Origin of the sequence: Actinopolyspora alba, from assembly GCF_900112765.1 — a bacterium.
Lineage (GTDB): Bacteria > Actinomycetota > Actinomycetes > Mycobacteriales > Pseudonocardiaceae > Actinopolyspora > Actinopolyspora alba.
The window spans coordinates 134,957-157,992 of sequence record NZ_FOMZ01000001.1 but is presented as its reverse complement, the minus strand read 5'-3'; the positions used below and the strand labels follow the sequence as shown (position 1 = coordinate 157,992).

20 protein-coding genes are annotated in these 23,036 nt (G+C 69.0%); 14 read left to right on the top strand and 6 right to left on the bottom strand.

Annotated elements, in window-relative coordinates:
- The first annotated feature begins 225 nt into the window (after positions 1–225).
- Together BM150_RS00695 and BM150_RS00690 are read left to right on the top strand one after the other, a co-directional pair.
- Positions 226–1,719 carry a S8 family serine peptidase gene (locus BM150_RS00695; RefSeq protein ID WP_245755178.1) on the top strand — a complete coding sequence of 498 codons (1,494 nt, stop codon included), beginning with the start codon at positions 226–228 and terminating at the stop codon, positions 1,717–1,719.
- Positions 1,720–1,828: 109 nt separating this feature from the next.
- A complete protein-coding gene (locus BM150_RS00690) occupies positions 1,829–3,694 on the top strand; it encodes a M14 family zinc carboxypeptidase (protein ID WP_092922200.1) in 1,866 nt (621 codons plus the stop codon).
- Positions 3,695–3,852: 158 nt separating this feature from the next.
- Here the strand turns inward: BM150_RS00690 and BM150_RS00685 are convergent, their stop codons facing one another.
- Genes BM150_RS00685 through BM150_RS00675 form a run of 3 tightly spaced genes read right to left on the bottom strand, consistent with a single transcriptional unit; the run spans position 3,853 to position 6,838 of the window.
- On the bottom strand, positions 3,853–4,713 hold the full coding sequence (locus BM150_RS00685) for an ABC transporter permease (RefSeq protein ID WP_092922198.1): 861 nt from the start codon (positions 4,711–4,713) through the stop codon (positions 3,853–3,855).
- Positions 4,710–5,690, bottom strand: coding sequence for an ABC transporter ATP-binding protein (locus BM150_RS00680; RefSeq protein WP_092922196.1), 981 nt, complete (start codon positions 5,688–5,690; stop codon positions 4,710–4,712). Before BM150_RS00680 ends, BM150_RS00685 begins: the two co-directional genes overlap by 4 nt.
- Positions 5,690–6,838, bottom strand: coding sequence for a LolA family protein (locus BM150_RS00675; RefSeq protein WP_092923184.1), 1,149 nt, complete (start codon positions 6,836–6,838; stop codon positions 5,690–5,692). Before BM150_RS00675 ends, BM150_RS00680 begins: the two co-directional genes overlap by 1 nt.
- Before the next feature lie 215 nt (positions 6,839–7,053).
- Here BM150_RS00675 and BM150_RS00670 point away from each other — a divergent pair, with 215 nt between their 5' ends.
- The 4 genes from BM150_RS00670 (at position 7,054) to BM150_RS00655 (ending at position 10,604) form a co-directional block, all read left to right on the top strand.
- Positions 7,054–7,761 (top strand): response regulator transcription factor, encoded by a 708-nt coding sequence (locus BM150_RS00670; protein WP_092922194.1) that lies wholly within the window; start codon positions 7,054–7,056, stop codon positions 7,759–7,761.
- A gap of 63 nt (positions 7,762–7,824) precedes the next feature.
- Entirely contained in the window at positions 7,825–9,201 is a 1,377-nt protein-coding gene (locus BM150_RS00665; RefSeq protein ID WP_092922192.1) for a sensor histidine kinase, read from the top strand.
- A 119-nt stretch (positions 9,202–9,320) separates the two neighbouring features.
- Complete coding sequence (locus tag BM150_RS00660; RefSeq protein ID WP_092922190.1) at positions 9,321–10,178, top strand: (deoxy)nucleoside triphosphate pyrophosphohydrolase; 858 nt, start codon at positions 9,321–9,323, stop codon at positions 10,176–10,178.
- 120 nt (positions 10,179–10,298) lie between these two features.
- On the top strand, positions 10,299–10,604 hold the full coding sequence (locus BM150_RS00655) for a YciI family protein (protein WP_092922188.1): 306 nt from the start codon (positions 10,299–10,301) through the stop codon (positions 10,602–10,604).
- 251 nt (positions 10,605–10,855) lie between these two features.
- Here BM150_RS00655 and BM150_RS23595 read toward each other — a convergent pair whose 3' ends face one another.
- Entirely contained in the window at positions 10,856–11,038 is a 183-nt protein-coding gene (locus BM150_RS23595; RefSeq protein WP_217641279.1) for a hypothetical protein, read from the bottom strand.
- 288 nt (positions 11,039–11,326) lie between these two features.
- Here BM150_RS23595 and typA point away from each other — a divergent pair, with 288 nt between their 5' ends.
- From typA to dapC, 8 genes are all read left to right on the top strand, one after another.
- Positions 11,327–13,234 (top strand): translational GTPase TypA, encoded by a 1,908-nt coding sequence (gene typA, locus BM150_RS00645; protein ID WP_092922184.1) that lies wholly within the window; start codon positions 11,327–11,329, stop codon positions 13,232–13,234.
- Between the two features lie 281 nt (positions 13,235–13,515).
- Complete coding sequence (locus BM150_RS00640) at positions 13,516–15,231, top strand: ABC transporter family substrate-binding protein (protein WP_245755176.1); 1,716 nt, start codon at positions 13,516–13,518, stop codon at positions 15,229–15,231.
- Positions 15,232–15,352: 121 nt separating this feature from the next.
- Positions 15,353–16,573 carry a threonine synthase gene (locus tag BM150_RS00635; protein ID WP_217641312.1) on the top strand — a complete coding sequence of 407 codons (1,221 nt, stop codon included), beginning with the start codon at positions 15,353–15,355 and terminating at the stop codon, positions 16,571–16,573.
- Positions 16,574–16,647: 74 nt separating this feature from the next.
- Positions 16,648–17,583 (top strand): N-acetyl-1-D-myo-inositol-2-amino-2-deoxy-alpha-D-glucopyranoside deacetylase, encoded by a 936-nt coding sequence (gene mshB, locus BM150_RS00630; RefSeq protein WP_092922182.1) that lies wholly within the window; start codon positions 16,648–16,650, stop codon positions 17,581–17,583.
- Entirely contained in the window at positions 17,573–17,959 is a 387-nt protein-coding gene (locus BM150_RS00625; protein WP_092922180.1) for a hypothetical protein, read from the top strand. Before mshB ends, BM150_RS00625 begins: the two co-directional genes overlap by 11 nt.
- Positions 17,960–17,965: 6 nt before the next feature.
- Positions 17,966–18,850 (top strand): hypothetical protein, encoded by an 885-nt coding sequence (locus BM150_RS00620; protein ID WP_092922178.1) that lies wholly within the window; start codon positions 17,966–17,968, stop codon positions 18,848–18,850.
- Positions 18,851–19,031: 181 nt separating this feature from the next.
- On the top strand, positions 19,032–19,352 hold the full coding sequence (gene fdxA, locus BM150_RS00615; protein ID WP_092625686.1) for a ferredoxin: 321 nt from the start codon (positions 19,032–19,034) through the stop codon (positions 19,350–19,352).
- Complete coding sequence (gene dapC, locus BM150_RS00610; RefSeq protein ID WP_092922176.1) at positions 19,349–20,494, top strand: succinyldiaminopimelate transaminase; 1,146 nt, start codon at positions 19,349–19,351, stop codon at positions 20,492–20,494. Before fdxA ends, dapC begins: the two co-directional genes overlap by 4 nt.
- Positions 20,495–20,801: 307 nt before the next feature.
- Here dapC and BM150_RS00605 read toward each other — a convergent pair whose 3' ends face one another.
- Both BM150_RS00605 and dapD read right to left on the bottom strand, forming a co-directional pair.
- Complete coding sequence (locus BM150_RS00605) at positions 20,802–21,782, bottom strand: CHAD domain-containing protein (RefSeq protein ID WP_092922174.1); 981 nt, start codon at positions 21,780–21,782, stop codon at positions 20,802–20,804.
- 159 nt (positions 21,783–21,941) lie between these two features.
- Positions 21,942–22,931 (bottom strand): 2,3,4,5-tetrahydropyridine-2,6-dicarboxylate N-succinyltransferase, encoded by a 990-nt coding sequence (gene dapD, locus BM150_RS00600; protein ID WP_092922172.1) that lies wholly within the window; start codon positions 22,929–22,931, stop codon positions 21,942–21,944.
- Between the last annotated feature and the right edge of the window lie 105 nt (positions 22,932–23,036).

The following is a 23,036-nucleotide window of genomic DNA, read 5'->3' as shown; positions in this document are numbered from 1 at the left end:
ACCGGAATTCTCGCCTTAAATACGTATCGGTACGTAGTAGTCCCCGGATTGTTCCTAGCGGTTTCACCTCCAAGAGTGATCTATCGCGTGGCACTGAGTAAGCGTTAATCGGTTGCCGCGCCGTATCGCACACCAGATCGATGGCTATTGGAGCACCCGATGAAGGAACACCGTCGGTCCCTGAGACGCACCGCGGGGGCGTGCGCGTTGTCAGGAGCCACTGCCGTGGCCGCATTCGCGGCGGGTGGCACCGCTGTCGCTCAACAGTCCGCGGCGGACGGCCAGATCCGAGGTCTCGACGACCCCGCTGCCATCTCGGAGAACTACATCGTCGTATTCGAGGACGGAGCCGGGACGCGGTCGGTCGGCGCCAGGGCACGCTCGCTTTCCGACGAACACCGCGGACAGTTGCTGGCGACGTACGACACGGCGCTGAACGGTTTCTCGGCGCGGATGAGCGAGCAGCAGGCGCGTGATCTCGCCGGTGAGCCCGGCGTCGCCTACGTCGAGCAGGACTCCGCCGTCCACACGATGGACAACCAGAACAATCCCACGTGGGGACTCGACCGTAGCGACCAGTCGGAACTGCCGCTCGACGACACCTACTCCTACCCGACGAGCGCGGGCAGCGGTGTCACGAGCTACATCATCGATACCGGTGTGCGAACCAGCCACGACGAGTTCGAGGACCGTGCCCGAAGCGGGTACGACTTCGTCGACGACGACCCCGATGCCGGGGACTGCAACGGGCACGGAACCCACGTGGCGGGCACTGTCGGCGGCGAGACCTACGGCATGGCGAAGGAGACGACGCTGGTCGGGGTTCGGGTTCTCGGCTGTGACGGCCGGGGAGCCTGGTCGCAGGTCATCTCCGGTATCGACTGGGTCGCCGAGAACGCGGACGGGCCCGCCGTGGCCAATATGAGCATCGGCGGCAGCCCGAACGAGTCGGTGGACGACGCGGTCGCTGGAGCCGTGGAATCGGGAGTGACGGTTGCCGTGGCGGCAGGCAACTCCGGAAAGGACGCTTGCGACGTGACACCTGCCCGGACTCCGAACGCGATCACCGTCGGAGCTTCCAACGGCAGCGACGAGCGCTCCACGTGGCCCGCGATCCCGGGCGCCGAATCCAATTACGGTAGCTGCCTGGACATCTTCGCCCCCGGAACCGACATCACCTCCGCGTCGAATTCGGGCGACTCCGCCACGGAGTCCAAGAACGGCACGTCGATGGCCTCGCCGCACGTCGCGGGTGCCGCCGCCCTGCATCTCGGGGAGAATCCGAACGCGACACCTCGGCAGGTCAGCGACGCGCTGGTGAACAACGCGTCCGCCGGCCGACTCACCGGCATCGGGCAGGGTTCGCCGAACAGACTGCTCAACGTCTCCTATCTGAGCGACGGCGGAGGCGAGCCGGATCCCGATCCCGGCGAGGGCCGTGCCCCCAGCGCGTCCTTCACCGTGAACTGCGGATGGAGCGAGTGCGCTTTCGACGCGAGTGAAAGCACCGATGCCGACGGCGACATCACCGGATACGCCTGGAACTTCGGTGACGGCGAAACCGCCACCGGCGCGAAGGTCGACCACGCTTTCCCCGCCGCCAACGGCTCCTACACCGTCGAGCTGACCGTGACCGACAGCAAGGACAACTCCGATTCGGCCACGCGAGAGGTGGACTGCTGGAACTTCAGCGGCAGCGCCTACTGCTTCGCGGGCTGACGCCGCTCACCGATGACACCCCGGTGCCGGTCGCATCCGGGGACGGGTCGGGTGGTGCCGCCGCGCGGTACCACCCGACCACCTGTTCAACCGTATACGGGAGAACTCGATGATCAAAAGAATAGTGGCCGCCGGTATCGGCCTCGCCCTGCTGACCCCCGCCGTCTCGCAAGCGGACCAGCGAGCCGCTGATGTTCCGAACCCGAGCGGCACGGCCGTGGCGACGGAGTCCGGACCCGGTTCCCCCTTCGGAAACGCGCCGACGTCGGACATCTACCGCGTGCTCGGTGTGGACACCAAGGAAGAACGCACCAGTATCGCCCGTACGGGCTCCTCCATCGAGGGCGTCGACAAGCACACGGTCACCATCACCGCTTTACCGAGTGAACTGAGCTCGGTCCGGCGACTCGGATTCGAAACCGAGCGACTCGCTCGAACCCAGGACTTCCCCTCGGAGGACTCCGGATACCACGACTACGGCGAGATCGTGGCCGAACTGGACCGGATCGCCTCCGAACACCCGGATCTGTCCGACCGCTTCACGGTGGGGCAGACCTACGAGGGCCGGGACATTCCGGGAATCAAGATCAGCGACGACGCCGAGACCGACGAGAACGAACCCGAAGTGCTCTTCACCGCGAACCAGCACGCTCGCGAGCATCTCACTCCCGAGATGGCGCTCTACATCGCCGATATGCTCACCGAGTCCTACGGTTCGGACAGCCGCGTCACCGAGCTGGTGGATTCCAGGGAGGTCTGGATTCTGCCCATGGTCAATCCGGACGGTGTCGAATACGATATCGACGGCAGTCGGTACCGTTCCTGGCGCAAGAACCGCCAGCCGAACGAGGGTGCCGTCGGTACCGATCTGAACCGGAACTGGGCCTATCAGTGGGGCTGCTGCGGAGGCTCCTCGGGGAATCCGAGCAGCAGCACATACCGGGGCCCGAGCCCCGAATCCGCTCCCGAAGTCAGCGCGGTGGCAGACTTCGTGCGCGGTCGCGTGGTCGACGGTGAGCAACAAATCGAGGCCCACATCGACTTCCACACCTACAGTGAGCTGGTGCTGTGGCCGATGGGCTACACCTATGACGACACCGGTTCGGACATGTCGCGGGACGCGCACGAGACGTTCGTGACGATCGGTGAGGAGCTGGCGGCGACGAACGACTACACGCCGCAGCAGTCCAGTGATCTCTACATCACCGACGGTTCGGTCAACGACTGGATGTGGGCCGAGCAGGGGATCTTCTCGTTCACCTTCGAGATGTATCCGGAATCCAGCAGTCCCGGCTTCTACCCACCGGACGAGGTGATCGATCGCGAGACCGAACGCAATCGTGAGGCAGTGTTGTCGCTGCTCGACTACTCCGACTGCCCTTACAGCGCCATCGGCGAGGGGGAGAAGTACTGCGGCGGTGGGAACGGCGTTCCCACGGCCCGGTTCTCGGCTGAATGCTCCGACTCCGAAGCCTTCTGCTCCTTCGACGCCTCGGCGACGAGGGACCCGGACGGTTCGGTGCGCTCCTACGAGTGGACCTTCGGTGACGGTGCCACCGGAACCGGCGTGCGCCCCTCGCACAGTTACGCCGAGGCCGGTGAGTATCGGGTGACACTCACGGTCACCGATGACGCGGGCAACACCGACGAGGTGACGAAGACGGTCGACGTCGGGACACCGCCCGGTTCCGGTGAGCCGCCCTCGGCCTCGTTCATCGTCAACTGCGACTACGATGAATGCTCGTTCGACGCGGGCGAGAGCACCGATCCGGACGGCGACATCGTCGAGTACGGCTGGAGCTTCGGTGACGGGGACAGCGGCAGTGGAGTGACGACGGACCACGCCTATCCGGCCGCGACCGACAGCTACATCGTCGAGTTGACCGTGATCGACGGCAATGGCCACTCGGATTCCGCGACGCGAGGGGTGGACTGCTGGAACTTCGGTGGTAGCGCCTACTGCTTCGCGAGCTGACTCCTGGAGGTGAGACGGGTCATCCCGAGACCGCCCCGTTCGTAACCTTCGACCGGGGCGGTCGTGCGTCCTCGGTGGCTTTCGGCGAGGTCATCCGGAACACTGCAACGACCGATGGACGGTCGTGGTGGAACTCGCAGCTCGTCCGGTTCGAGCGATCAGGTGTCCTTGGTGGCCATCCGTGCGACCGCCGCCGAAAAGCCCACCAGCATGTAGCAACCGGCGCGCCACAGCCCGTCCACCAGATCGTTCCAGCGGATCGGATCGCTCAGCACATCGCTGATGGAGTACCAGTCGGCGGTTATGAAGATCGGCTTGAGCCACTCCAGGGCCGGGATGGCCTCCAGCACCCCGAACACGATCAAACCCCCCACCGTGGCGATCAGCACCAGCAGCGAGTGCTCGGTCGTCGCGGATATCGCCAGCGCGACCGCGCCGACCGCGGCCATCTGTACCGCGCACCAACCCGTCGCCAGTGCGACCCTGCCCAGTGCTTCCCCCAGCGGGAGAGTGGTGCCGGACAGGGTGACCAGACCGTCGCTTCCGACGATCAGCAGTCCGGTCAGCACTCCGCTCAACGCGACGACCCCGACGGCGAGCACCACCATCAGCAGCACGCCCAGCGCTTTGACCACCACCAGCCGTACCCTGCCGACCGGTGCCAGCAGCAGTCCGCGCAGCGTGCCGTTGGCCGCTTCGCCCGCCAGTCCGTCGGCGGCCACCATCGCGGTGATCAACGGCAGCAGCAGGTTCTGCGTCAGCATCAGGGCCAGCACCGGAAGGACCAGCCCGTTGCCCGCGACCGCCGAGAACAGTCCCGTTCCGCCTGAAGGGCCTCCGGTTATGGCGAGCACCGTTCCGATCAGGACGGGGATCACCGCCAGCCCGAGCAGCGCGAGCAGATTGCGCGGCCGGTGCAGTATCCAACTCAGCTCGGAGCCCACCACTCGCCCGAACGGCGCCGAAGCACGCTGCCGGACGCCGGACGGCAGCTCGACTCGTGAGGCCGTTCCCGTCATGACTCCCCCTCGGTGAGTCGAGCGAAGATCTCCTCCAGGCCGGCACGGTCCCGGCGTGCCTCGTGCACCCCGATCCCGGCGTGCACCAGTGCCGCGACGACTTCGGGTGCGTCCGTTTCGGACAGTTCCACTCGTAGCTCTCCCAGCTCCACGCGAGCCGGTATGCCGCTCTGCCGCAGCGCTTCCAGCCCCGAGTCGTTGTCGGAGACCCGGAGCAGCAGATTGGGGCCGCCGGACTCCAGCAGGGTCGCCAACTCGCCCTGGGCGATCAGCGAACCCGCCTGCAGCACGGCCGCGTGGGTGCAGGTCGCCTCCACCTCGGACAGCAGGTGTGAGGAGACCACCACCGTTGTCCCGTTCGCGTGCAGCTCCGCGATGATTCGACGTATTTCCCTGGTGCCGGCCGGATCCAGACCGTTCGTGGGTTCGTCGAGCACCACGAGGTCGCGCGGCACGAGCAGCGCGGCTGCCAGCCCGAGCCGCTGCTTCATGCCCAGCGAGTAGGAGCGGTACTTGCGCTCCGCGGCCTCGACGAGGCCCACTCGCTCCAGTGCCTGCCGCACCGCCGTGGCGATGTCCGAGCCGTACAGCGCGGGCTCCATGGCGGCACAGCGGAGCAGGTTCCGCCTACCCGACATGAAGGGGTGAAACCCCGGTCCTTCCACCAGGGCTCCCACCGAAGGCAGTGCACGACCGCTCTGGTCCGGCATGCGGTGTCCGAGCAGTTCGACCGATCCGGAGGACGGCTCGGTCAGCCCCAGCAGCATCCGGATCGTGGTGGTCTTGCCCGATCCGTTCGGGCCGAGCATGCCGACCACCGCACCGCGCGGTACCCACAGGTCCACATCGGCGACCGCCACTGTCCCGCCGTAGGTCTTGCGTAGCGAGCTGGTGCGCAGTGCGGGTTCCGGTTCGTCCCGCCCGGAGACGGGGGCGCTCGTGGCCCCCGCCTCGGCGGTGTCAGCGGGTCCTGTCATCAGGAGTCCCGCAGTGCCTCGATCAGTACCTGCTGCGGAACCGCTCCCGCGGCCACCCGGCCGTCGGAGGTCAGTACCGCCGAGCCGACCGAGGTGTTGATCACCCAGCCGTGGCCCCACGATCCGCTGACCGGCGATCCCATGCGCTCGGCCATGGCGCGAACACCGGTTCCCCCGGCTTCGGCCGCACCGGGTGCGGACTGTTCATCGTCACCGGCCGACGAACGCATCGCGTTCTCCGGCAACCGGCTCAGCACCACCGTGTCCCAGCCGGTTCCCTCGGTCCTGGGACGGTTGTCGTCGCCGGAGTCGGAGCTCCCCTGCCGGGAGGGAGCGGAACTCCGCTCCTCGGGTTTTTCGGGCGTGCGTACCTTCGCGTCCTCCGGCGGGGTGAACTGGAACAGCTCCGCGTCCTGCTCGCCCGTGCTCAGTTCGGAGAACCCGGCCCGCAGCGCGGGATCGCTCGAACCGTTGGTGTTGACCTCCACCCGCAGCGGGATCCGACTCTCGGCTCCCACGGCGATCCTGACCTCCCGCAGCTTGGTGCGCTCGTTCGGTTTCGGCGTCAGCACCAGCTCGTAGGCGTCCCGCCCCGCGACGCTCGCGGTACCGTCCACCTGCACGGTGCTGGTGTCCCGCAGTTTGCCGACGAGCCGCTGGGCGATCTCCGAGGGCTGAGCGATCTCCGAGGGGGCCGCCGGAGTGCCCGCGTCTGGACGTTTCGTCCCGGACTCCCCCTGGGAGGACTCCCCGTGGGAGTACTTGACCACGGTGCGCTCGGCGGAGTCCCACTTCCACACCGTGTTGCCGTCGTCGACCACGGTGGTCTCGCCGCTACCGTTGGACATCGAGATCCGTTGCCGCTGCTGACCGTCGTACCAGACCCGCATCGACTTGTCGCCGCCCGAGAGCAGCTCGCCCGCCTCGCCCGCTCCGGGGAGAGCGGGTAACCCGAGCTCGTTGTGCACGGTGATCCTGCCCGCGAGTGCCGGTGGATCCGACTCCATCACCGAAGCGACCAGCTCATCGGCGGACACCTGGGGAAGCTGGGGGCTCTGCGCGCCGGCGGGAAGCGTCATCGAGGTGAGTCCGAGCGCTCCGGCGGCGACTCCGGCCGAGGCGGTAAGCGCGATGTTCCTGCGTCTCATCCGAGTCCCTTCGAATTCCTTGTGGTCGACACCCACCTTGCACCCGTCCCGCTGAGATGATCCTGAGAATACGGCCGGGGCTTTCGTTCGGGCTCGTGTGCGGGCATCCGCGCCCCGGCGGGCGGGGCGGACGCCGACGACCCGTTAATGATGGACCGTGCCGTCCACCGCGATGGAAACCGGGCGTGCGATGCGTTGTCGATGGTGTCGCGGGCATGCTGAGAGTCGTGAACCATGAGAACACTCCCGTCCGGGTACTGGTGGTCGACGACGAAGCGGGTGTCCGGACCGCGTTGCGTCGCGGCTTGTCCGCCGAAGGTATGGAGGTCACCGTCTGCGCGGAGGGGCACGAAGCACTCCGGCTGGGCGCGACGGGATCGTTCGACGTCATTCTGCTGGACGTGCTGCTTCCCGGCCTGTCCGGCTACCGGGTGCTGGAGCGGTTACGGCATCGCGGGATACACACACCGGTGCTGCTGGTCTCGGCCAAGGACGGTGAGTTCGACCAGGCCGACGGGCTGGATCTGGGAGCCGACGGGTACGTGGTCAAACCGTTCTCGTTCGTGGTGCTGACCGCGCAGGTGCGGGCGCTCGTTCGCAGAGGTGACACCCCCGCCAGGCAGGACAGCCTCAGGGTCGGTGAACTGGAGATCGACCGCTCCGGACGCAAGGTCAGCTGGGCCGGTGATCCGATCGCGTTGTCCCCCAGGGAGTACAAACTGCTGGTGGCGTTGGCGAGTCGTCCGGGCACGGTGCTGACCAAGGAGGACCTGCTGCAGGCGGTGTGGGGCAACGACCAGGAGGTCACCCGCAACGTGGTGGAGGTCTACGTCGGTTATCTGCGGCGCAAGCTCGACGCGGTCGGTGCGGGAGAACTGGTGGAGACGGTGCGCGGCCACGGGTACCGGATGAACGATGCGTGAGGCACGGCGCCGGTTCGGCTCCGGCGCCGCTGTTCCAGCCCGGCGCGAAGGGCGTGTCACCTCATGAGACGCCGTTTCCGGTTCGTGGCCGGTCGCGACCCCCGTGCCTGGTGGCGGCGGCGGACCGTGCAGTTCCGCACCAGCGTCGCCGCCGTGTTCGCCTCGTTGCTCGGGCTGGCCGTGATCGTGTCCATCAGCGGTGCGTTCATCGGGCTGCTCTCGCTGGAGTCGGTGGACACGAGGCTTCGCACCGAGTCGCGCGCCGTCGCGGCGAACCTGACCGGGGGTGCCGCTCCCGGGCGGGTCGCCGGAGACGGCATCCGGGTGCTGGACACCGCGGGCAACCCGGTGGACGGCCGGGGAACCACCGCGCTGCGACCGTGGGAGATCAACAGCCTGAAAGCGGGCAAGGGAGTCACCAGGTCCGGCGGAACCGGTGGTTCCGGTGCGGGAGTGCGCTGGGTGGGGCGCGTGGTGGCCGCGCCGAGCGGCAAACCTCTGCTGGTGCTGGCCCGGGCGGACCTCTCGGCCTATCGCGACGTTCGCACCACCGCGAACCGGGTGCTCGGGATCGGCTCGCTGGTGGTCGCGCTGCTCGTGGGCACGGCGACCTGGTTGGCGGTACGCGGGGCGCTTCGCCCGGTGCGCCGGATGCGGCTGGCCGCGGCACAACTGCCGGTGGGGGAGCGACTACCGCTGCCGGAGGCCGACGACGAGCTGCGCTCGCTCGCGCGGGCTACCAACGACATGCTCGCCCGGCGTGACGCGGACACCGAGCGACTGAGCAGGTTCACCGGGGACGCGGCGCACGAACTGCGCAATCCGGTGGGCTCGATCCGGGCACAGGCGGAGGTCGCGGTGGTTCACCCCGATCCGGAACTGGCCCAGGAGACGCTGCGGCAGATCGAACAGGAGGCCCGGCGCCTGTCCGAGCTGGTGGAGGGGCTGCTGGCGCTGGCGCGTTCGGACACCGCTACACCCCCCGAGGGGGAACCGGTGGAACTCGTGGCGGCGGCACGGCTGGTGGTGGACCGGTCGAACACGGCGGGTGCCGGGACCAGGGTGCGACTGACCACGCCGCTGTCCGCCGTCACCGTGTGGTCCACGCCCGCCGAGGTCGCCACCGTGCTGGACAACCTCGTCGGGAACGCGCTGCGCTACGCGCGGGCCATCGTGCGTGTCTCCGTGCTGCCGACCTCGCGGGGCGCGCGGCTGCTCGTGGACGACGACGGGCCGGGCATAGCACCGGAGCACCGCCCTCACGTGTTCGAGCGGTTCTACCGTGCCGAGCCCGATCGCGCACGCGACGGTGGTGGCTCGGGGCTGGGATTGGCGCTGGTCGCCGAAGTGGTCCGACGCCGCGGCGGATCGACACAGGTGGGGAGTTCCCCGGAAGGGGGCGCGCGGTTCGAGGTTCGCCTGCCCGGCCGGGGGCGGTGACCGGAGTAGAGCGCTGTGACCGGAGCAGGGAGCGGCGGGCCGTCCGGAGTCGTCGGTGTTCCGGCGGTGTTCTCGCCCCGGGGAACTCGTCCCGCACCGGGGCGGGCACGATTCCTGTCGTGCCGGAATCAGCTTTCGCCGTCGACGCTCCCGTCCACGTGGTCGCCGCGGCGCTGCGGCACACCCGTACCGTGACCGGATTTCTCGGCGCGACAGCGGAACGAGCGCCCGAAGCGGTGGGGGAGCTGTTGCTGGCCGGCGATCGGTTTCCCGTCGCCGTCGGTGCGGGTGACGCGGCGGAGCCCGAGGACGCGGGCGGCGAAGGTGGCGGGGTGGGAACCGTGCTGCGTGCCGACGAGGCGGGACTGCGGTTGCGCCTCGACTCGCCCGCGGTCGGTGGTCCGGTACTGCTGGAGTTCAGGCCGGAAGAGCGTACGACGGGTAACCGTTCCCGCTGCGAGGTTCACCTGGCGGGGGAAAGCCTTCCCCGGTGGTTGTGCGGGCGAGTGAGCGCCTGTCTCGCGGCGGTGCGGGAGCTCGTCTCGGAGTGGGCGCCCCGGCCGGTCGTGGTGGGTACCGCGCTCGTCGAGGACGGGATGTTGCTCGCGCAGCAGCGGTGTTATCCCGCTCACCACGCGGGCAGCTGGGAGCTACCCGGCGGCAGGGTCGAACCGGGTGAGGACGAGCCGGAGGCGGTGGTGCGGGAGTGCCGCGAGGAGCTCGCCACCGAGGTGGTCCCGCTGGGGAGGGTGGGAACCGACATTCCGCTGTCAGCGGGGTCCGGGATGCTGCTGCGGGTTTGGCGGGCACGGCTGGCGGCGGGCGCGCGCCCGCCCGTTCCGGTGGAGCACCGGGCGCTGCGCTGGATCGAACTCTCCCAGCTGGCGGGACTGGAATGGCTGGAGGCCGACCGGCTGCTGCTCGACTCGCTGCGGACGATCATGGTCGCCGAAAGCGGAAAACATGATCCAAAATAACCCGAAGCGGATTCGCGACTAAATTTCGGATTTGTCTGAAATGTTCTTCCGGTTGGTCGAATAGTGTGGCGTTGTACGAGGTTGCTCGCCTCGATTGTCGATCGGAGCTATCGTGAAAGAATGTACGTAGTTCTGGTGCATTACACGGCCCCGTTGGCGGATGTGGACGCGCTGTTGCCGGATCATTCCGAATGGTTGTCCCATCATCAAGACTCCGGAGACTTCGTGGCTTCGGGAAGGCGGCACCCCCGAACCGGCGGAGTCATCATCGCGCGGTCCATGTCGCGTGGGCAGCTGGACGCCATCCTGGCGACCGACCCGTTCGTCGTGCACAAGGTGGCAAGTCAGGAGGTGATCGAGTTCCAGGCGCTTCGAACCATCCCGGAGCTGGCCGATTACGCCGATCATCTGACCCCGGCGGAGTAGCGAGCGGGCCGCCTCGGTTCGCGACACCGTTCGCACGGTGTCGGGTTCCGGGGTGCTCGCGGGACGGGGGCGGTCACTGGAGTGGAATGGTCACGGGGTGGACAGCCCTCGGTGCACGTTCCGGGGGCGGGCAGTGTGGATGTTCTGGGGCGGATGTCCCGGATCCGAATGCCCTGGGTTCGAATGCCGGGAATCGGGTTTCGGGACTCGGACGCGGAGTCCTCCGCGTGGCGACGTCCTCCGGTGCGATGCTATTGCTGGGTCGTTTCGAGGGTCGCTTTCTTCTTTTTCTTCTTCTTGCGGGCTTTTTCGGCTTCCGCCGCCTTGGACTCCCGGAGCGCTTCGCGCAGTACCACGATCGGGCAGGTTTTGCACGCTGATTTCGATTGGCAGCACTTTCGTTTCACCTTGATGGTGTCTTTCTTCTTTCCCACGTGGTCCTCCTGCGGGGAGCGGCGGTCAGGGATGAGGATAGGCGAACCTAACCCTGTTGGGTCAACCGTTGGCCGATGGTGTCGAGCCACACGACCGAATGACCTCCTCGGTGCACTACCCTGGGGGAGAAGAAGCAGGCCGCCGGAAGGGGAGCACGCCGCTGGCGTGTGATCACGAATTCGATTCCGCGGTGGCCACACCCGCCGGTTCCGTCGCGGGCGAACCATCCGGGTGGTTTCCGAAACGAAGCCGTTACCACGACCCGTACGACAGCCAGGAGTTCCTGCGTGTCCGCCACCAGTGTCGCCAGCCCGAACCAGCGCACCCGTACCGATCTGCGCAACATCGCGCTCGTCGCGCACGTCGACCACGGCAAGACCACCCTGGTGGATGCCATGCTCCGGCAGTCCGGCGCGTTCTCCGAGCGCACCGAGCCCGTTGACCGCGTGATGGACTCCAATGACCTGGAGCGGGAGAAGGGCATCACGATCCTGTCCAAGAACACCGCGATCCGGCGGGTGACTCCGGAGGGGGCGACGACCATCAACGTCATCGACACCCCGGGCCACGCCGACTTCGGCGGTGAGGTGGAACGTGGCCTGTCGATGGTCGACGGCGTCATGCTGCTGGTCGACGCCAGCGAGGGGCCGCTGCCGCAGACCAGGTTCGTGCTGCGCAAAACCCTCGCGGCCGAGCTTCCGGTCATCCTGGTCGTCAACAAGGTGGACCGGCCGGACTCCAGGGTCGCCGAGGTGGTCGACGAGACCCACGAACTGCTGCTCGAACTGGCAGCCGAGGTAGGTGCCGACGAGTCGGTGCTGGACATCCCCGTCGTCTACGCCTCCGCGAAGGCGGGGCGCTCCGACATGACCGCTCCGGCGCTGGGTGAGGTCCCCGAGAGCGACCTCACCCCGCTGTTCAACACCCTGCTCGAGCACGTGCCCGCACCGAAGGGGGACCCGCAGGCTCCGCTGCGCGCGTTGGTCACCAATCTCGACGCGTCCTCGTTCCTGGGCAGGATCGGTATGTGCCGGATCCACGCCGGTGAGCTGCGCAAGGGGCAGACCGTCGGGCTGTGCCGCGAGGACGGCAGCGTGGAGAAGGTGCGGCTGACCGAGCTGATGGTCACCGAGAACCTGGAGCGGGTCAACGCCGACTACGCCTCGGCCGGTGACCTGGTCGCCATCGCGGGGATTCCCGACATCAACATCGGTGACACCCTCACGGATCCGGAACAACCGGATCCGTTGCCGCGCATCACGGTCGACGCCCCCGCCATCTCGTTGACGATCGGCACCAACACCTCGCCCACCGCGGGGCGCAACGGCGGTAGCAAGGTCACCGCCCGCCTGGTCAAGAACCGTCTGGACTCCGAGCTCGTCGGCAACGTGAGCCTACGTGTCGTGGACACCGAACGCCCGGACACCTGGGAGGTGCAGGGCCGTGGCGAGCTGGCCCTGGCCGTGCTGGTGGAGACCATGCGCCGGGAGGGATTCGAACTCACCGTGGGTAAGCCCGAGGTGGTAACCAAGACCATCGACGGCAAACTGCACGAGCCCTTCGAACGCCTCTCCCTGGACATCCCGGAGGACCACCTGGGCGCGGTGACCCAGTTGCTGGCCAGTCGCAAGGGCAAGATGGAGACCATGGACGGGCACGGCACCGGCCGGATCAAGCTCGACTACGTGGTGCCCGCGCGCGGACTGATCGGTTTCCGCACCGAGTTCCTCACCGAGACCAGGGGGGCGGGAATCGCCAACCACGTCTTCGAGGGCTACTACCCGTGGGCGGGTGAACTGCGCACCCGCAACAGCGGATCGCTCGTGGCCGACCGCACCGGTCCGGTCACCAACTACGCCCTGATGCAGCTGTCCGACCGGGGGACCTTCTTCGTCGAGCCCGGTGACGATGTCTACGAGGGAATGGTCGTCGGGGAGAACCCCAGGGCCGAGGACCTGGACCTCAACGTCACCAAGGAGAAGAAGCTCACCAACATGCGCTCGGCCGGTTCCGAGGAGCTGGAACGGCTCGCTCGCCCGCGCAAGCTGGGTCTGGAGGAGGCGCTGGAGTTCTGCTCCGCGGACGAGTGCGTCGAGGTGGGGCCCAAGGCGTTGCGCATTCGCAAGGTCACCCTGGACGGCACCCAGCGCGGCAGGGAACGCTCCCGGGCCAAGTCCAGGGACTCGCAGGGCTGACCGAACGCTGCCGTCGGTCCGAACCGGTTCCGGCCCGCCCCGGAGTTTCGGGGTGGTCGGCAGGGGACGCCGCTCCCGTGCCGACCATCTCGCGGAGTCGCCGGGTGGAACCGGTTCGGAGTGTGGCATGGTCGTGTCCGTTCGGAACCATGTGACGGCAGGGTGGCGGGTAGAACGACGCCGCCCGGGCAGGGGGCGTCCGTGAGGGTCGTGGTTCCGGCCGGATCCGCAACGGAGGTTCGTCCAGCGTGTACCGAACTCGGCGTCGTGTGCTTCCCGTCGTGTCACTGCTGTTGGTCTCGTTGACCATGATCGCGGGTTGCACGAACGCGCCGCCACCACCGCTGGTCGAGTCGACCTCGCCGCCCCCCAGCTCCGAACCCCCGACCGAACCGCCCAAACCCAAGGTCGTCGTGGCGAGCGTCGACGAACTGCGCGGTGGTTTCAACCCGCACGTGCTGGCCGACCAGTCACCGGTCACCGACGCTCTGGCCGAGCTCATGCTTCCCTCGGTGTTCGTGCCCGGTAAGAACGGCGAGCGGGTGCTCAACGAGACGTTGCTGGAATCGGCCGAGGTGGTCGAGGACGCCGAGAAGTTCACCGTGCGCTACCGGATTCGCACCGCGGCGGGCTGGTCGGACGGTGCGCCGATCGCGGCGGAGGACTTCGTCTACCTCTGGGAGCAGCTCCGCGTCCAGCCCGGCGTGATCAATCCCGTGGGCTACCGGTTGATCTCGAACGTGGAGTCCCGCCAGGGCGGAAAAACCGTGCGGGTCACCTTCGAGAAGCCGTATCCGGGCTGGAAATCGCTGTTCGACCACCTGCTGCCGGCGCATCTGCTCAAGGACGCCCCCGGTGGATGGGCGGACACCCTGGACTACGGATACCCCGCTTCCGGCGGACCGTTCGCCATACGCACGTTCGACCTCGACCGTGGCGAGGTCGTGCTGATGCGCAACGAGCGCTACTGGGGCAACCCCGCCCAGTCCAACCGCATCGTGCTGCGCAAGGCGGCACGTGCCGAGAACATAACCGCACTGCGCAGCGGGAACGTGCAGGTGGGGATGTTCTCGGCGGATGCCGCCACGATGGAGGCGCTGCGCGGTCTCGGTGAGGACGTCCAGCTGACCACGATGCCCCGTCCGGTGAGCAGCACACTGTTGCTGCGGCCGAACAGCCCACAGCTCGGCGACGTTCGGGTACGCCGAGCCGTGTTGGCCGCGCTGGACCGGCAGGAGCTGATCGACACCGGGACCGGTGGCGGTCCGGCCGCGGACCTTCCCGCGCACGCCCAGGTGCTGGCCCCTTCCCAGCCCGGCTACGTTCCCACCGAGCCCTCCGGCGAGTACACGGAAGGTCCCTCGCCGAAACGCGTCGAGCAGCTGCTCACCAAGGCGGGGTACCAGCACAGCGGTGGTAGCTGGGTGCGGAACGGGTCACCGCTGAATCTGGTCATCGCCGCCCAGTTCCGGGAGGACTCCCACGAGGCGATCGCCAACTCCGTGGCGGAACAGCTCAACGAGCAGGACATTCAGACCACCGTTGTCACCCCCAAGGGTGATGAGCTCTACCGCACCATGCTCACCACGGACCCCGATGTGCAGGACCCGCCGAGCTCCGCCGGTATCGACCTCGCGGTCGTCTCCCGACCGGTGAACACCGATCCCGCCGCCACCATGGCCGCACAGTGGGGTTGTCCGGCGGTCGATCCCGACACTGGACGGACACGCCAGTTCAACATGGTCGGTTTCTGCGATCAGCTGCTGCAGCCGACGATCGAGGCGGCCACGACCGGAGAGGTGCCCTTCCGGCGCGCATCCGAGCGGGTCGAGCCCGCACTGTGGTCCGAGGCGGTCGCACTGCCGCTCTACCAGGAGGCGCAGGTGCTCGCCGTGCGGCGGGAGGTCAGCGGAGTGCACGACGGCCCTGGGTTCGCGGGTCCGTTCAGCAGTGCGGGTGAGTGGGTGGGAGCACCCGGTGAGAGCTACGACTGGTGATCCGTTCAGGTCCGGCCCCCGGAAACCGGGTGGTACCGCACGCCCCGGTCGGTTAGGTTGACCGGGATATCCGGGTTGATCGGGACCGGCACACCGAAGGGAGCGAACCGTCTTGGCCGCAGTGATCCCGGGTTCGGATCCGCACGACGCCGCCGGGAACTCCTCCGGTGCTCCCCTGCTCCTCGGGCTGCGCTGCGTCCGGTGCGGCGCGCGCGGCGAACCGAGCGAGGACACCGAGGGCTGTCCGGACTGCCGGGGCGAGGGCGTGCCCGCCGCGATGCTGGCCGAGCACGATCTCAGCGGAGTGGACGGTGCCGAACTGGCACGTCGCTGGGCGGCGAGGCGCGAGGGCATGTGGTCCTACCGTGAGTTGCTGCCGGTGGCTCGCGAACACGCGGTGACCCTGCGTGAGGGCGGCACCCCGCTCGTGCCGCTGGCGGCGGGAGCGCACGAGGGCAGCCACCGGATGCTGCTCAAGGACGAGCGCCGCAACCCCACCGGCAGTTTCAAGGACCGGTTCTACAGCGCCGCCGTCTCCCGCGCCGCACGACACGGTTACGGCACGGTGGCGCTGGCCTCCAGCGGCAACGCCGGGGTCTCCGCCGCGGCCTACGCCGCGTTGGCGGGGCTGGACTGCGTCGTGGTCACCGCGCCCGGAATTCCCGACGTGTGGCGTGGCCTCATCGAGCTGCACGGCGGTCGAGTGCTTCGGGCCGCCGACGTCGACCAGCGGTGGGAGCTGCTTCGTGACAGGGCCTCGGTGGAAGGCTGGGCGGTGCTCACCAACACCTCGACGATCCCGGTCGCCAGCCACTGGGCGGGCATCGAAGGTTACAAGACGATGGCCTACGAGATCGTCGAGGAACTCGGCGAGTCCCCCGAGGCGGTGGTCGTGCCCGTGTCCCGAGGCGACGGTTTCGCCGGACTGTGGCTGGGGTTCCGGGAACTGCACACGCTCGGCCTCGCGCGGCGCACGCCCCGCATGATCGCCGCGGAGCGCTACCCCTCGTTGTCCACCGCGTCGCGGCTGGATCTGGAACTGCCGCCCGAACAGCCGGTCGACCCCGACAGTTTCGCATCGTCGATCGGCAATCCGCAGGGCACGGTCATGTCGCTGCGGGTGCTGCGCGAGTCCGGAGGAACGGCGGTCGCCTGCTCCGAGGCGGAGCTCCGCACGGCCACCGATCGACTCGCCGCGGCCGGTGTGGCGGCCGAACTCAGCTCCGCCGCTCCGCTGGTGGCCGCCGATCGCCTGTGGCGCGAGGGCGAGTTCTCACCCGAGGACCGGGTGGTGAGCCTGATCACTTCGCACGCTTCGCACCAGCCCGCCACCCTGCCGTGACCGGTTCCGCTGCCGTGATCGGTTCGGTAACCGGTTGCCTCCGGTGGCCCGCCACGGAGTCCTAACCTGGACCAGTGACATCGACGACTGAACCGAGCTTGCTGCTGGTACACGCGCATCCGGACGACGAGACACTCTGGACCGGTGGAACCATCGCCCGCTACGCCGCCGCCGGAGTGCGGGTGACCCTGGTCACCTGCACGCTGGGTGAGGAGGGTGAGGTCATTCCCGACGAACTGCGCGGGTTGGATTCCGACGGGGCCGACCAGCTGGGCGGCTACCGCATCGGTGAACTGCGTCGTGCCTGTTCCTCGCTGGGAGTCACCGAGCAGCGCTTCCTCGGCGGCATCGGGCGCTGGCGCGATTCCGGGATGGTGTGGCAGGAGCACGGCAAGACCGCCACCGCGGCACCGCGAAGCCACCCCCGCTCACTGGTGGCGGGCGATCCCGCCGAGCAGATCGCCCAGCTGGAAGCCGTGCTGCGCGAGGTTCGCCCCCAGGTGGTGGTCACCTACGCCTCGGACGGCGGGTACGGCCACCCGGACCACGTTCGGGCGCACGAGTTGACCGTGGCGGCCACCCAACGGGTGCCCGAGGTGCGCAGGCTGTTCTACGCGGTCCGGTCCGTGGCCGATCTCCGGGCGGGACTGGAACGGCTCGGCGAGTCCTGCGACGTGCCGTTCCCGCTGCCCGACGCCGCGGAACTACCGGCCGTCGAGCCCGACGAGATCACCACCTCCGTCGATGTCGCGGAACAGCTGCCCGCCAAGCTCGCGGCGTTGCGGGCGCACCGCACCCAGGTGCGGGTCTGGACCGGCGACTCGTCCGAGGGTGTCGGAACGGCTGCCTACGCGTTGTCCAACGGGATCGGCCAGCCGGTGTCGACCACCGAGTACTACGCACTGGGCAGCGGCGACGAGGCGGCACCGAGCACGGACCTGTTCGCGGGGCTGGACACGACCTCGGAGCGGGCCGCGACTTCCGAACAGGCGGGAAGCCATGACGAGTGAGCACATCACGAAACAGCCGGAGCACGGCCTGATCGCACTGCTGGCGCTGGACGCGCTGCTGCTGGCGATCATCGAACTGTTCTTCCTGCCCTCGTACCTGGGGCCGGTGCAGTTCCCGATAACCGCTGCCGTGGCGGCCGTCACCAACCCCCTGCTGGTGGCGGTGGCGGCCAAGAGCTCCCCGAACGGTGCGGCCTGCTGGGTGCCGGTGCTGGTGTGGTTTCTCACCGTGTTCGTGCTGGGCGTGTTCGGCCCCGGTGGCGACGTGCTGCTGCCCGCGCAGGACTGGCGCACTTATCTGCTGATCGCGGCCGGGGTGCTGCCCGCGGCGGCCATGATCGGCATCGTGCGGAACGCTCCGCCGGGTGCGAGGTGAACAGCCGTGGCCGAGGTGATCACCGACGAGCGACTCGCCGAGGTGCTGCGGCCGTTCGTGCGTGCCTGCGATCCGGTGCTGCGCGCGCTGCGGGAGTCCGACCCGTTCCGGCTGCGCGGCAAGTTCGGTCCACAGCCCACCGGGGACGACCTTCGCGCGGGGGCGGACGGCGCGAGCGGCCGAGCCACCGGCGAGCTCGAATCGGTGGTGGACCACCGAACGGATGCGGCGAGCGGTTCCCGGCGGAAGAACACCGCGGGGTTGCTGCGCAGGCTCGACGGCATGCGGCTTCCCGGCAGCTCGGCCTGGGACGCGATGACCGTCTCGCAACGCTGCGACTGGTGGTCGCTGCGGGTGGGCAGGTTCCTCGCCGCGATCGTCGGGCTGCCCCGCTTCGGCGGGGTCATCACTTCCAAACTTCCCCTGCGCAACGCGCTGGGCACGGTCGCGCAGGGACTCGTCCTCGTCGCCGTCGCCGGTGAACACGGACTGCACGACCGGACGGAGCAGGTCAGGATGATCGCGCACGTGATGCTCGGTCGCGATATGTCCCGTGAGGTAGCGGCGGGCGGCGGTTCCGAGCGGCAGTGGACCGAGCAGCGACTGGTCGACGAGCGGCGGGCGGTCGAGCTCACCGGTGAACTGACGGACGGGCGGCGCTCCCGCCCCAGGGCGCTCGCACGGGCGGTGTGGCGAATGGCACGTGCGCTCTGGGAGGTGCACGCCGCATTGGACGCGCGCCCGCAGGGAAGGCTGCACCACGAGGTGCTCGGTTCGCTGCCCGTGGTCGGTGTCGTGGGCGGTTACCTGGGAGAACGAGCCGCGCTGCGGAGTATCGCGCGGAAGGCGAGCAAATGGATCAACAAGCACGGTAGGTTGTCAACCGACTGAGTACTCACGGTGCCGCTACGGCGCGTGGCCGTTTACCTGCGCGTGCGGCGCCGAGTACCCTCATCGTGGCTCCCGCGCTGTGGAACCACCTATGTGTACGGGGCGCTTCCGAGAGATACTGGCGTCAGCCGCGCGGGAAACCGGCGCGGGACGAGAAAACGTACCAAGCAGGAGAGCAATCGTGACCTACGTGATCGCCGAGCCCTGCGTCGACGTGCTCGACAAGGGATGCATCGAGGAATGCCCCGTCGACTGCATCTACGAGGGCGGGCGGATGCTCTACATCCATCCGGACGAGTGCGTCGACTGCGGTGCCTGTGAACCGGTCTGCCCGGTTGAGGCCATCTACTACGAGGACGACGTTCCCGACGAGTGGGCTGCCTACACGCAGGCCAACGTGGACTTCTTCGACGACCTGGGTTCACCGGGCGGCGCCGCCAAGGTGGGCAAGGTCAACAAGGACGTCGAGCCCGTGTCCAGCCTGCCCCCGCAGGGCGAATGAGTGTCGACGGTTTGTCCGGCGGTGTCGCGGTAACCGGGCAGTCATCGCCCGAGCCGCGGGGCCCCCGGCTGCCCGAGTTCCCCTGGGACTCGCTCGCCTCGGCCGGTGAGCTGGCGCGTTCGCATCCCGACGGCGTGGTCAACCTGTCGGTGGGTACCCCCGTCGACTCGGTGCCGCCCGTGCTGCGTGAAGCCCTCGCCGCCGGGGCGGACTCGCCCGGTTACCCGGCGACGCACGGCACGGCGGAACTCCGTTCCGCCGCCGTCGAGGCCCTGCGGCGCAGGCACGGCGTGACCGGGCTCGACGCGGAAGCCGTGCTGCCCACGGTCGGCTCCAAGGAGTTCGTCGCCTGGCTGCCCACCCTGTTGGGGGTCCGTCCCGGGGACGTGGTGGCGATTCCCGAACTGGCCTATCCCACCTACGAGGTGGGAGCCCGCCTGGCCGGTGCCGAGATCGTTCGGCTGGCTCCCGGACAGGCCCCGCCCGCCGGGACCGCCCTGGTGTGGCTGAACTCGCCGTCCAATCCCACCGGGCGGGTCGACGGTGCCGCCACCATGGCCGAATCGGTGCGCGCGGCACGCGAGGTCGGCGCCGTGGTGGCCTCCGACGAGTGCTACCTGGACCTGGGGTGGCGGAACCGGCCGGTGTCCGTACTGGACCGGGCGGTGTCCGGCGAGCGACCGGATGGGGTGCTGGCGGTTCACTCGCTGTCGAAGACCTCCAACTTCGCGGGCTACCGCGCGGGCTTCGTCACCGGTGATCCGCGGCTTGTCGGCAACCTGCTGGAAGTGCGCAAGCACGCCGGAATGATCATGCCCCGGCCCGTGCAGGAGGCCATGACCGCCGCGCTCGGCGACGACGAGCACGTGCGGCAGCAGTACGAGCGCTACCGTGCGCGGCGTGAGCGGCTGTGGAGCGCACTGGAGGGCGCCGGGTTCCGGATCGACCACTCCGAGGCCGGGCTCTACCTGTGGGCGGGCGGCGGCACGGACGCCTGGAGCACGGTGGACTGGCTGGCTCGGCGCGGAATCCTGGTGGCCCCCGGCACGTTCTACGGCCCCGCCGGTGAGCAGCACGTGCGGGTGGCGCTGACCGCCTCCGACGAGCGTGTCGAAGCCGCCGCGCGGCGTCTCGCCGAATAGCGGTCGTTCCGGGGCCGGGACCGGTTCGCCGCGGCGCCCGGTTGGCGGACCCTCTCACGGGGCTCTCGCCGCCGGCCCCGACGACATCGGCCGGCCCCGACGACATCGGCCGGCCCCGACGACATCGGCCGGCCCCGACACCGACGGCGCGTCAATTTCGCGAGAAATCGCCGCCGCCTGCGCAGGGGCGCTGCTTCACGTCCTCTCCCGGGCGTGTCGGGTCGGCGCGGTCCCGGGAACCGAAGTGAGATCCGCACGGCATCCCGGTTCTGGCGATCCGGCTCGCGCCCTGTCGTCGTACGACCCGCTACAGCTCCAACCGCAGCAGCTTCCGCCAGGCGGGCCACCACGCCTCGCGCTGTCGCACCCTGCGAGCCCGCGCTCGCTCGGCCAGCCGCCCCGCCACGAACACGACCTCGGGATCCCGGACGGGAGCCGGTTCCGAACCGTTTTCATCGCCGTGGGTCAACCACCACAGCCACTCCTCGGTCACCACCGCGTCCTGGTGCACCCCGAGCACGTCCTGCAGCTTCTCGGCGGCTGCCAGCACGTCCTTGACGACTCCGTCGAACACCGGCACCGCCAGCTCCGCGCAGTAGCGGAGCCGTTTGGCCTCGATCCGCAGCGCGTGCAGCCGCTCGTCCGTCGGTGGGTCGCCCAGCCGACCGACAGCGCGTTCGACGGTTCGCACGCCGCCACGCACCAACTCGTACAGCGCGTCGGACTCGGCGGGCGGAGTCGAGGCGGTCGGCGGGCCTTCGTGCACCGCCTCGCCCAGCGACCGCAGCAACCGCTCGTAGCGTTCGGCCCGCATCATCTCCAGCAGGTCCGCGCGAGCGGACTCGCGCCGCTCGGTCAGCTCGTCGATCAGCCGCGTCGCCGGTCTCCGCTCGGCCTCGTCCAGCTCATCGCGTTCCTCGCGAAGCCCTGCCAGCTGGACGTCCAGATCCCGAACCGGCCCCAGACCGCGTCCCAGCCAGCCGAGCTCGGCCCGCAGCGAGCGGCACCAGTCCCGTTCGAGCCAGCTCCGCCCGGCCTTGAGCACCGCCCGCATCCGGCGAACCGACACCCGCATCCGGTGCAGGTCCTCGGGATCCGAGCCGGAACGCGTACCCGGATCATGTGCCAGCAGTGCCCTGGTCCTGGTGTCCAGCGCGGCGCGGATGTGCTCGACGACCGACGCGCCGCGCGCGGCGCGCACCGGCTCGGCGGGCAGACCGATGTCGACCGGATCGGTCCCCGCCGAGGTCCGGTTACGCGCGTCGTCCCGAGCGTCGTCCGAGGACATGCCGTCATGGTAGTGCCGACACGACCTTCCCGGCCCGGTTTCCGGGGCGTGTTCGCGGCAGGCCGCCCCCGTGCCGCCCACCTACCCGATGTCGGGCCGCCCGGAGCGAGAGCAGGCGGGAGGTTCCGCCGAGCGAGCAATCCGACCGGAAAGCCTCGATCAGTCGTTGGCGTGCAACGCGGCGTTGAGCTCCACCTTGCCGCCGGTGCGCGCCATGACCTCGACGGCGCCGGTGTTCGAGTTGCGCCGGAACAGCAACCCGTCCGCGCCGGACAGCTCCGCGGCCTTGGTCAGCTTGCCGTCCTCCAGGGCGACCTTGGTGCCCGCCGTGAGGTAAAGCCCCGCCTCCACGACGCAGTCGTCGCCCAGCGAGATGCCGCAGCCGCCGTTCGCGCCGATCAGGCAGCGCTCGCCGACCGAGATCACCTCACGACCGCCACCGGACAGCGTGCCCATGATCGAGGCGCCGCCCCCGACGTCCGAGCCGTCACCGACGACGACGCCCGCCGAGATGCGCCCCTCCACCATGGAGGCACCCAGCGTGCCCGCGTTGAAGTTGACGAATCCCTCGTGCATCACGGTGGTGCCGCTGGCCAGGTGGGCACCCAGCCGAACCCGGTCGGCATCGCCGATACGGACCCCCGACGGGATGACGTAGTCCACCATGCGGGGGAACTTGTCGACGCTGTAGACCGTCACCGGGCCACGCGCGCTGAGCCGCAGCCTGGTGGCCTCGAAGCCCTCCACCGGGCAGGGGCCGTGGTTGGTCCAGACCGCGTTGGACAGCAGGCCGAACATGCCCTCCAGGTTCTGCCCGTGCGGGCGCACCAACCGGTGCGAGAGCAGGTGCAGCCGCAGGTAGAGATCGTGTGTGTCGGCGGGGGCGTCGGCGAGCTTGCCGATGCCCGTGCGCACGGCCACCACCTCCACACCGCGCGCCTCGTCGCGGCCGAGCAGCTCCGCTCCGGCGTCCCCCAGCGAGTCGGCTGCCTCGGCAGTGGTCAGTCGGCTGCTGCCGACCTGCTCGGGCTCACCGAGCCGGACGGTCGGGAACCAGGTGTCGAGCACGGTTCCGTCGTCGGTGATCGTGGCGATTCCCACACCGTGGGCGCCGGTAACCTGCGGGTCCGGAGTGTTCGGGCTGCTCATCGTTCTCCAATCGGCTTTGAACTCGGCATTCGAGCCGAGCGGGAGAGTCTTCCCGGGGCTCGTGCGGCCACACCCGGGGCCGTGAAAACGGTAATCGCCGCGCCG